Raw genomic sequence first — 9,890 nt, 5'->3', positions numbered from 1 at the left:
CACATGATTCACTTCCCCCGGTAATCCATCGGTTTCAGGGATTTCTGAGTACTCGCTCGGTTGCACGCAGTAGTACGAAAATCTAACCCTGGGTTTTGTGGAGATCCGGTGTCGCGGTGGGCGATCGGCAAAAGCGACACTCAGGTCATCTGGATCTTAATAGCAACTATGTGAACTGCAGTGATCCCATGTCCTTGGTGCACTCCACCAGTTACGAGTCGAGTTCCTGAAGTCGCACGCTGGTTTGCCAGGGTAGTCGGTAGGCCACGAAAAATCCTGGTCCACCCTCTTCTTAGGCTCCTTGGTTCCGAAGAACCGTTGGCAGTCCTCTGCGCGCTGTTCGATAGCGGCTGGTACGTGATGAGGTCTGCGGATCGATAACCACATAGTTCGCAAACGCATGGTCGTTCGGACTCAGAAGCGTCTAGCTGTTCCTCAGCCAAGATATCCTACGGTCTGGATGCTTTTTCGAGATATCTGGCAGCGCACAACTAGTCCAGCTGTTTCATGACCCTGGCCGGCATGAAACAGCTGAGCTAAGGCTTAATCGAGCAGGCTGGATTCTCTCGTTCGCGTATAGGATTTCTCTATAAAATACTCTCTCTCATCTTGATCAAGAGCTGCACACGCGATAGTCCAAGCCAAGGCGCGTGCTGCATCGAACATGAGCTGATGCGCCTGCTTTGAGTTCGATTCTTGTCCGAAGGCCTTCGAATGAATGGCGGCGTTGACCTCCGGGATGCTTACCCATGGATGAAGCGATGGAATGACCTGTGAGATATTGCCCATATCTGTTGAACCACCACCAATACCGTGCGTCCCGGTTGTATCCCAATCCATGCGAACCATCGCCTCGGTCCAATGGGAGGCCAGTGTCCGATCTTGAACTAGAGGTTCATACACTGGCTCTGTAGCTACTATTTCAACCGACGTTCCAGTAGCAAGGGCTGCACCTTCGAAGCACTTCTTTACGCGCTCGACCAGAGAAGTGTATTCGCCCATTGAAAACGCGCGACATTCGAAAGCTACCGATGATCTTTCCGGAATAATGTTGGTCACCACTCCACCATCAGAAATAAAGCTTGCAACCCGATGATTCTCGGGAATCTGTTGCCGCAATAGTCCGATTGCGACCTGGCTCAAGACGGCTGCATCTCCTGCGTTAATACCAGCATGTGGCGCAGCTGCAGCATGCGCGGCGATGCCATTAAAGGTAGCGAGGTACCGGCCAACGGCCTGAGAGCTTGTCCCTGTTGGGTCCAGGGATACACCGGCCTGCACCGGATGCATCATGACAGCCAAGCTCACACCATCGAATATGCCGCGCTCCAGCAACAGGATCTTCCCGCCTCCATGTTCTTCGGCTGGAGTGCCGACAGCCAAGAGGGTGATACCTAGCCGGTCGACATGCTTTCGCAGGGCAAGCGCAGTGGCGATCGATGACCCGGCAATTAAGTGGTGTCCACAAGCATGCCCGATATCCGGGAGAGCATCGTACTCGATGCATATAGCAACCGTCAGCGGTCCATCCCCAATTTGAGCGACAAGCGCGGTGGGAAGTCCGCCTACGTTTCGCTCTACGGCGAAGCCGGCCAGGCTAAGAAGGGTCGCCACTTTTTCAGAAGCACGTACTTCCGAGAAGGCTATTTCTGGATTTGCATGCAGGTCCACGACCAAATCACGTATGGGTTCCTCCCACTCACTAACCTCCTCCTGTATCGCTTTCCACATTTGGTGTGGAAGTTGCTGTTCTTTTCCGAATGTCATGTTCACTCAATCCTAGGAATTCTGCCGATGCTTCGTCTTTCGAAAATAGTCTCAGCAGGAACGTGTCTTCGTTCTCGGTCTGGCAGGGGGGATAGGTCTTTTCACGCAGTGGTGATGAACCTTTGTCATAGTCAAGGCTCACGAAAAATGGCTCATGTGAATCGTGTAAAACAGGCGTGCTGAACCTACATATAGAAGTACTTTTGGTTTCAACAAAGGACAAAGCCGGCGGGACCGTATCCTAGGGCCCCGCCGGCGCTATAGTTTTGTACCGCTCCGAGCTGATCCTTTGCCGGTGGCTATGGGCCTTTGATCTGTTGAGCGTTCTTTAGTTCAACGGTTTCAGGCCGGCTGTCTACTTAAGGCCATCGATATTGTCGATGCGCTTCAAGAAGTCACTGTCTGCCATATAGGAGTTGGTGTCATCCAGAGGTGGCAGCTTAGTGAGTTCCAGCGTTTCCTTATCGAAGTAGTCGAACAGTTCATCTTTTCCGATTGTGAGGCTGGGAAGAAGTGTCAGCTCCGGTAGTTCCTTGCCCGCAACGATGGCCTCGGCCATGGCTACGGTGTACTGGCCCCAGTAATCTTCGAAGAAAACGTCTTGCCCGATCCAATTGGGATCATCGCGCAGGGCCTCCAGCGTATCTATACGCCCTCCACCGTGGCCGATAACGATGACGTTATCGCTTCGTCCGGCGTCCTTGATAGCCCTGTATGCACCGAGGGTCTGATCGTCGTTGCACGCATAAAGAACCAGGTTTCTATCAGGGTCGAGCCCGGCGAGCAACGCCCGAACGGCCGTGAAGCTAACATCCTGGTCGGACTTTCCGTCGAACTGGACCCCGTTCTTTCCGATGGTTGAAGTGCTAGGGGTAATGTCGGCTTCAGCTACCGGTTCCAGCCCAAACTCATCGGCGAACACTTCGAAGAAACGGGTGATGTTTCCATTCACAGATGGTCCAGCTGTAGCGTTCTGGCCGATTAGGACAGTTGTGTCGTCCTCGGTCCAGCCGCGTTTCTTGGCTTCTGCAGAAGCAAGTTTTGCCGCCGACTCTCCCATTTTGGGGTTATCGATGTTGATCCAGCTGCAACCCGCGAGGGGAAGATTTAGCGCGATGCAAGGGATGTCTGCTTCTTTGAAAACTTTCTGTACACCGACTGAGTCCTCGGCGACGGGGTATTCAATGATCACATCCGGAGATGTCTGCACCATCAAACGTGCATTCTCCAGCATTTTGGTGGGATCGCCTTGGTTATCGAACCAATCCACCGAAACACCGCTGTCCGCGTGCTCCTTGAGTTGTTCTTGCAGTTTTACGGTTGTCGCGTGAAAGACGGGACCCGCTTCGGTGTAGTTAGCGAAAGTCAGGTTTAGACCGTCGCTGCCAGCCTCCGAACTTGAGGGAGATGAACAGGAACTCAACAAACTTGTTCCCAACAGGACAGCTGTCAGTATTGCTAGTTTTGGATATGCGCGATTCGTCATTGGATCCTCGTTTTCGGTGAAGGTTGTTACTTGCGTTGACTAATTACTTGTTTGAGTTGGCTTAGGGCAACTGCTATCAGTAAGACAGCTCCTGTTGCTATGTCCTGATAGAAGGAGGGGACCTGAATCACGGCCATGCCATTAGAAAGCGTTGATAAAATGATGACTCCGACGAAGGTTCCTGGGATTCCTCCCACGCCACCTGTGAGGACAGCTCCACCGAGGACTACAGCGGCGATGGAAGTTAGCGCAGAGGTTGCTCCTGCTGTTCCTACCCCTGTGAGCAACTGGCTGGAAATAACGGCGCCAGCTAGGGAGGCCAACAAACCAGATAGGACATAAGCAGTTGCTTTCACGCTTCGCGTCTTGATGCCCGCCAGTCGGCTGGCCTCCTCTCCACCTCCAACGGCGTACAACTGGCGGCCGAAGACGGTGGTGCGAAGCATGGCATGTGCCAAGAGACCCAAACCGATAAGAAGCCATACATGGTTCGGGATAGAGCCGATTGTTGATTGAGTTAGGACATCATTATTTATGTCCGTGAACGGCACACTTACACCGTTCGCCAAGGTAAGCGCAATGCCTCCAGCAATTGACATGGTGCCCAACGTGGCAATGAGCGGGTTGATACGCAGCAAGGTGATGACTAATCCGTTGAAGGTACCGACCGCCGCGCCGCACAGGATGACAAGCAGGAGGGCTACCGGCAGACTCATGCCGGCATTGAGGAAAAGGGCGTAGAGCACTGCGCCTAGTGGAACAACGCCTGAAACAGACAAATCGAAACCACCGGTGATGATAGTCAATACTTGACCGATGGAGACGATACCAATCACCGCTGCTGTCGCGAGGATCGTGATGAAGTTTCTTATTGAAAAGAAGTTGTCACTCTGTGATGAGAAATAGATGACTATGCCAACGAGAATGGTTACCAGGAAAACACCCTGAATCATGTTCTCTGGGGCGTTCTTAATCGATGCACTAAAGCTGCTGGTCCGGCCGTCTTGCGGTGTTCCTGTTTTGGTTACCGTATCAATTTTCATTCGTGGTCGTTCCTGCCCCTGCAATGTGTAGCGCTATTGTTTGATCAGAAATCGTGGGATAAACTATTTCATGTACAATTTTCCCGTCGTTTATTACCAGAAGTCTGTCCCCAGCTGTGCATGCTTCCTCTATGTCCGAGGTGAAAATAAGTACGGGTACACCCCCTCTGGCGATGCGCTCGAGTTGGCCGTGTATTTCCTGCCTGGAACCGACATCGACACCGCGTGTGGGCTCGTGCATGACGGCAAAGCGAGGCTTCTTTTCCATTCGACTAGCAATCATGACTTTCTGTTGATTGCCGCCACTGAGATCAGTGATCGATTGGGAGCCGCTGCGGCACTTGATGCGATAAGCCTCAATGGCCTTCGAGGCTCGCTTTCGTTCATCTCGTCGTCGGATGGTGAAGAATTTTGCCATAGAGGGCCAGACCAGATGAGTGATGTTGCGACTGATATTTGCCTTCATCAAAAGACCCTGGGATTTTCGTTCCGCGGGAACGTAAGCGACTCCAGCTTTTATTGCTGATCCCGGATTCTTGAAGACTTCCATGTGGCTATCGAAAAGCTGGATGTCGCCCGCAACGTCCTTCTCGAGACCTGCCATGGAGCGCGCGAGTTTATCTATTCCTGAACCACGTCGGCCATAGACTGTCACGACCTCGTTGCGTCCGACGCAGAGGTCGATTCCATTCAATCTGTCTACACCCGCCGGACTTGTCAGCGCATGTGTTTGTAGTGCAGGTTCAGAATGATCTGTTGGAGTGCGATCGTTAGAACGTGCCTCTAGTTTGCGTCCCAACATGTCTTCAACCATCACGCGAGTATCGGTTGTAGCGACGTTGTGGCTCGCTACCAAGAGCCCGTCACGCAGGATATGCGCTGTTTCGCAAGACTTTTTTATTTCGTCCAAGCGATGACTGATGTAGATAATGCTCATGCCAGTTGCTGCGAGTTCCGCGACCAAGTGCAACAGTTCCGCGGATTCATCATTGGTCAACGCCGCTGTCGGCTCGTCTAGAATCAGCACCTTCGATTCTCTACCTAAAGCCTTGAGGATTTCGATTTTCTGTTGGCTTGCCAGCGATACATCACGCATACGCTTCGATAAGGGAACGTCGATGCCAAAACGCCGAGAGATGCTTTCCGCTTTTTTATAGATAGCGGCTTGGGAAACAATAAGCTTTTTCTCGCGTAGGTTACCCAAGCAGATGTTTTCCGCAACCGACAGATCCGGAACATAAATAAGTTCCTGGGGGATGAAGGCAATACCGCTGTCGATAGCTTCCCGCGGGGAACTGAAAACAGTAGGTTGGCCGTCCAAGGACAGATTTCCCTTATCGGGCTGGAGAGATCCGGCAAGGATTTTTGCCAGTGTAGATTTCCCCGCGCCATTCTCTCCAAGCAGTGCTGAAACTTCGCCGAGGGCGATGGACATGGAGATGCCCTTCAATACCTGGTTCGATCCGTAGCTTTTTTCTATACCTTGGATCTGAAGAACTGGACTTGAGGACGGCATGCCTTCAACGGACGAGCTCATGAGGCCACCTGCACATGCAGGAGACTGACGGCTATCGTCGCTTTTCTATGTAATCTGCGTCTCATTCACTTAGTATCGAACGCGATATCTGCAAAGTCAATATGTTGACGATACTTCAACAAAATGACGGATTCTGTGACTAAAGGCTGTCAGCGTTCGGACGGAGGTGTAGCGAGCATTCGTTCGATGTCCTCATCGCGTCGCCCTTGCGGCATTGTTCTCGTGGACATGATCGAGGAGTAAGGAAGGATCTGCGTGCGAGCCAAGTCCAGTAGACGAGCAAGCTCTCGCAGGGGCTCGAGGTGATCATCTACCCTTAGATCCAGTAGCGGGTATTCTTCAGTCGAGTAGATGGCCAGAGCAGCTGACTGCTTCCCTCTTTTATCTCCCCCCATCGCTTGTGCGGCAGTTAGAGCGGATAGAAGCGAGGTTTGGAAATTGTCTTGGGCAGAGGATAGATAGGCCTTGAGCATCGCCGGTAAAACCTGCTTATTTGCCAACATATTTCCTTGAACAGATACGCCTTGCGCGGTGAGATGGCCCGAGACCTCTGTGCAGTCAGCGCCGGTGTGTACCGCAACCTCACCCTGTGCATCGACTATTGCCGCTTGTCGTAAATTTGTTCGTGGGTCAGCCTTGGAAAGTTGCTCTAAGACTTCCGAAGCGGTGAGGTTGTTGGATAACAACTGAACACCGTCTATCGCCCAGTAGGGATTAACCCAAGATTGAGTCACAACCACTCCTGCATTTCCGCTTCCCTGGTAGCAGACCGATCCGACGCTCGGAACTGCACTAGCGATACCGACGCCAAAGTGTCCGGTTTTCGGACAACGTGCAACGATAGAGAAGGTCATGGTTTCCTAAAAAGTTGGTGGGGACATAGCACCCAGCAAGAGGGCACTTTTGCGACTGGAATTGAGATACCAGTGGGGCTTACCGCTATCAAAGGTAACTGCATCGCCCTCGTTGAGATCGTACTTATTTCCATCTATCGAAATCGTGATGGACCCCTCCAATACGATGCTGCATTCCTCCCCTGCATGAACGAACGGAGCCTTTTCGTTCGTATAGCCGGGAGCCACCTGTGATCTGACAACGCCGATTTTTCCTCGCATGTGAGGGGTCATCAATTCGTAGACCAGCCCCTCGTCCGCAATTTGAAGTCGTGGCCTTTCAGCTGCTCTGACAACGCTCCCTGTCTCGTCAAGGCCGTCGAAAAACCTACTAGCCGGCACACCTAGCGTTTGGGCGAGTTTGATTATGGTTGTGAGGGACGGGTTCCCATTGCCCCGCTCAATCTGGCTAAGAAGACCAGGGCTTACATTTGAATTCTTTGCTAGCTGGGCAATGTTCCAGCCGACTTCCGTTCTGAGTTGCCTGACTAAGCTTCCGGCTGCATCTATTGCTCTTTGTGCGTGCTGCACAGAGTCCTCTGGACCGTCTTGAGTTTCGACCATGAATGCACTCTTTCTAGAATAAACAATCCACTAATTTTAAATATTGAGATAAATAAAAATAACATATTGATGACGGCAACCCCGATCATGTTCTATGTATCGCCTTCAGCCAGCTTCCGCGACCCTTGACCGGATGTTCATTATTATAGCTTTTTTTCGTTATATTGAACCTAAGATGCGAAGCCCACTTCTATACCAAACGCATGTGAGCGACAGAGGCCCGTCTCCAGTGGACCTCTGTCTCCGGTGGTCGAAAAAATTGATTTTCATGCTTCAGCATGGGGATCACTCTCATGGACGCGGCCCACATAAAACCGGACAGCCTCGGCGACTTGCCATACTACGTCTCGGCAAGGGTGCTCTTGTTTGACGCCGGTGCCTTGACTTTGCAGATCGAGTCGGGGAGATTAAACCCGGCCGCTGTTGGCGACCGAAGCCGATGAAACCGACAACAAGTATTAAAGACCCAGCAGCGGAGCGGCGCACCAGTCAGGATGTTTCGCTCCTTTGCGCTGCGGTGCGGGCGGCTTCCGCCTGTACGCTCACTCGACCGCCGATCGGCGCGTTCAGTACAGTCAAGAACAATCACCGGTCTATTCTGCCTGGTTCCGGTGCTGGCCTTCGGCCATGATGGCGTGTTGCGCCACTACTGGCCACTTCTCAAGCGGCGTGCATCTGGATCCGGTTAGCCCGTTTGAACGTGGATGGTCTGACATGTGCCGCAAGCGTGTCCACCCACAGCACTGCACTTCGTCCACCGCGCCCAACCACAAATTCAACACACCCGCTACCGCGCGTGGATGACTCTATGGATGGCACCGTGGACGGGCTGGCTGTAATTTCATCCTCTGGCCTGTCGACCAAGGGGCCGGCCTCGTGTCGTGTCTTTCAATCATGCGGCCGACTCTTGCACCCACATGATCATTTGAGTAAGTGAGTAAGTGAGTAAGTGAGTAAGTGAGTAAGTGAGTAAGTGAGTAAGTGTTCATTTACTCCACCCGGTAATCCGGCGGCTGCATCGATGCTTGGGCACTCGCTAGCTCGCACCCAGGAAACGGGTGTCCGCTACGCGTCCGACGTTTAACCTGATTATCCTTACGGCGAATCAAGAGCCGACCTAAAGGCCGACCCCTTTTTCTGGTTGCTGTCACTGGTGAGTCTATGGCCCGACCCCAAGGGTACAAGCCCCTTGCTTCGATGCAGCGCTCAGCCTATGTCATTTAGTGTTTTTGTTCGTATTCCTACCTCGGGGCCACGGAATGTTCGGCACCTCTCCAGTTCGTCAAAAAACGATCGTTAGATAGGAAGCCCGCACGGGTCGCCGTGTGGGCTTTTTCTATATCGCGGAACCCCGCGCCTGATGTTTCTGAATAAACGTGTGTCAGCCAACTGATCCGGCGAATGGGTCTGCGAGCAGGGTTGTTGAGTATTCGATAAATATTGCTCGCGGGAGGTCTCGCAACCTATGGGTTGAAAGGCACCTGGTCGAGACACTTTCGAGCTCTTGAAAATCCAATGATCCGATAGTCTTGCTACCATGTCTCGCAAGGGATCACCGAAATCCGGTACCCAACTACTGTTGCAAGACAGATGGAGCACCCCAGAATGAGCAAACTCATCGGATACGCCCGAGTCTCCACCAAAGCCCAGGCGGCGGACCGGCAGGTCGATGACCTACTCGCCGCAGGTGTACGCAAAGATGACCTCTACATCGACCGGGGAATCAGCGGCGCGCGAGCAAGCCGGCCCGCGTTCGACCGAGCCTTGGATGCCCTCCACGAGGGCGACACCTTGGTCGTAACCACCTTGGACCGGCTCGGACGCTCCACAGCCAACATGCTCGCCCTTGCCGAGCAGCTCAAAGATCGAGGCACGAACCTGCGAGTACTGAACCTGGGTGGGGGAGACGTAGACACCGGAACCCCCATGGGTGGCATGCTCTTCACCATTACCGCGGCCTTGGCTCAGATGGAACTGGAGATCAAACGTGAGCGCATCAACGATTCCGTGGCCAAGCGCCGTGCCGCCGGCCATGACCTCGGCGGCCGCCGGCCGGCGTTTACGGACAGCCAAGTTGCCAACGCTCGTCGGCTCATAGCGTCCGGTCAACCAGCCACTCACGTTGCCCGCGACCTCGGCATGTCCCGCGCGACGCTATACCGCAGGATCGCCGACCTCGAAGCACAGGAGTGGGTCAAAACGCGCCACATGGAGAATCAGCCAAAGGGAACACCTGCCAGGCAGGAGAATAAAACATGATGAGCATGCAGACCGTCCACCAGGTCAGTGACCCGCAACCTACGGTGGAGAAAGCAATGTCGCAGCTGAGTCAGATGCTCGATGAAACCCTCGAAGGCCTGGATACCCTGTTCAAAAAGAACGGGGGAACGATGTGGGGAGTTGAAGCCATCTCACACAACGTGCTCACCGTAGCGGGGGAGAGCAAGCGCGGAAGCTCCGTGCGGTTCGTGGCATCGGAACTTTTCAAGTCAAACGGTGCCAGCGTGAGTTAGACAGCCTCTTTTGCGATGGCCTCAGCTGGTTGGTTGATCCACGCGGGCCCAGGTAGGGCCAAGATCTTGGCGTCGGTACTGCTGGTG

Annotated in this window: 8 protein-coding genes; 2 read left to right on the top strand and 6 right to left on the bottom strand. The window is 53.3% G+C overall.

Features of this window, described 5'->3' with window-relative positions; genetic code table 11:
- Positions 1–543 precede the first annotated feature (543 nt).
- The 6 genes from ABEA12_RS10610 to ABEA12_RS10585 all read right to left on the bottom strand — a co-directional run bounded on the left by ABEA12_RS10610 (position 544) and on the right by ABEA12_RS10585 (position 7,290).
- On the bottom strand, positions 544–1,767 hold the full coding sequence (locus tag ABEA12_RS10610; RefSeq protein ID WP_210102395.1) for an amidohydrolase: 1,224 nt from the start codon (positions 1,765–1,767) through the stop codon (positions 544–546).
- A gap of 355 nt (positions 1,768–2,122) precedes the next feature.
- Positions 2,123–3,253, bottom strand: a complete 1,131-nt coding sequence (locus ABEA12_RS10605) for a sugar ABC transporter substrate-binding protein (protein ID WP_210099277.1) — start codon at positions 3,251–3,253, stop codon at positions 2,123–2,125.
- A gap of 26 nt (positions 3,254–3,279) precedes the next feature.
- Positions 3,280–4,296: an ABC transporter permease gene (locus ABEA12_RS10600; protein WP_210099278.1), complete on the bottom strand. Its 1,017-nt coding sequence runs from the start codon at positions 4,294–4,296 to the stop codon at positions 3,280–3,282.
- Entirely contained in the window at positions 4,286–5,833 is a 1,548-nt protein-coding gene (locus ABEA12_RS10595) for a sugar ABC transporter ATP-binding protein (RefSeq protein WP_210099279.1), read from the bottom strand. The genes ABEA12_RS10600 and ABEA12_RS10595 overlap by 11 nt, the downstream gene beginning before the upstream one ends.
- 149 nt (positions 5,834–5,982) lie before the next feature.
- Positions 5,983–6,687, bottom strand: a complete 705-nt coding sequence (locus ABEA12_RS10590; RefSeq protein ID WP_210099280.1) for a DUF1028 domain-containing protein — start codon at positions 6,685–6,687, stop codon at positions 5,983–5,985.
- A gap of 6 nt (positions 6,688–6,693) precedes the next feature.
- Entirely contained in the window at positions 6,694–7,290 is a 597-nt protein-coding gene (locus ABEA12_RS10585) for a helix-turn-helix domain-containing protein (protein ID WP_210099281.1), read from the bottom strand.
- 1,605 nt (positions 7,291–8,895) lie between these two features.
- On the opposite strand from ABEA12_RS10585, the gene ABEA12_RS10580 reads away from it, so the two are divergent.
- Together ABEA12_RS10580 and ABEA12_RS10575 are read left to right on the top strand one after the other, a co-directional pair.
- The gene (locus ABEA12_RS10580; protein ID WP_210099282.1) at positions 8,896–9,549 is read left to right on the top strand and encodes a recombinase family protein; all 654 of its coding nucleotides are present in this window, start codon (positions 8,896–8,898) and stop codon (positions 9,547–9,549) included.
- Positions 9,546–9,803, top strand: a complete 258-nt coding sequence (locus ABEA12_RS10575; RefSeq protein WP_210099283.1) for a hypothetical protein — start codon at positions 9,546–9,548, stop codon at positions 9,801–9,803. Before ABEA12_RS10580 ends, ABEA12_RS10575 begins: the two co-directional genes overlap by 4 nt.
- Positions 9,804–9,890: the final 87 nt, after the last annotated feature.

The sequence above is a fragment of the Paeniglutamicibacter antarcticus genome, from assembly GCF_039544305.1.
GTDB lineage: Bacteria > Actinomycetota > Actinomycetes > Actinomycetales > Micrococcaceae > Paeniglutamicibacter > Paeniglutamicibacter antarcticus_C.
Note: the sequence above shows the minus strand (reverse complement) of the source record. Positions and strands in the feature narration are given on the sequence as shown.

What these genes read in the sequence shown, in the direction of transcription:
- ABEA12_RS10585 (WP_210099281.1), bottom strand. Translation starts at nt 7,290, where the DNA reads ATGGTCGAAACTCAAGACGGTCCAGAGGACTCTGTGCAGCACGCACAA.
- ABEA12_RS10600 (WP_210099278.1), bottom strand. Translation starts at nt 4,296, where the DNA reads ATGAAAATTGATACGGTAACCAAAACAGGAACACCGCAAGACGGCCGG.
- ABEA12_RS10610 (WP_210102395.1), bottom strand. Translation starts at nt 1,767, where the DNA reads ATGACATTCGGAAAAGAACAGCAACTTCCACACCAAATGTGGAAAGCG.
- ABEA12_RS10605 (WP_210099277.1), bottom strand. Translation starts at nt 3,253, where the DNA reads ATGACGAATCGCGCATATCCAAAACTAGCAATACTGACAGCTGTCCTG.
- ABEA12_RS10580 (WP_210099282.1), top strand. Translation starts at nt 8,896, where the DNA reads ATGAGCAAACTCATCGGATACGCCCGAGTCTCCACCAAAGCCCAGGCG.
- ABEA12_RS10575 (WP_210099283.1), top strand. Translation starts at nt 9,546, where the DNA reads ATGATGAGCATGCAGACCGTCCACCAGGTCAGTGACCCGCAACCTACG.
- ABEA12_RS10590 (WP_210099280.1), bottom strand. Translation starts at nt 6,687, where the DNA reads ATGACCTTCTCTATCGTTGCACGTTGTCCGAAAACCGGACACTTTGGC.
- ABEA12_RS10595 (WP_210099279.1), bottom strand. Translation starts at nt 5,833, where the DNA reads ATGAGCTCGTCCGTTGAAGGCATGCCGTCCTCAAGTCCAGTTCTTCAG.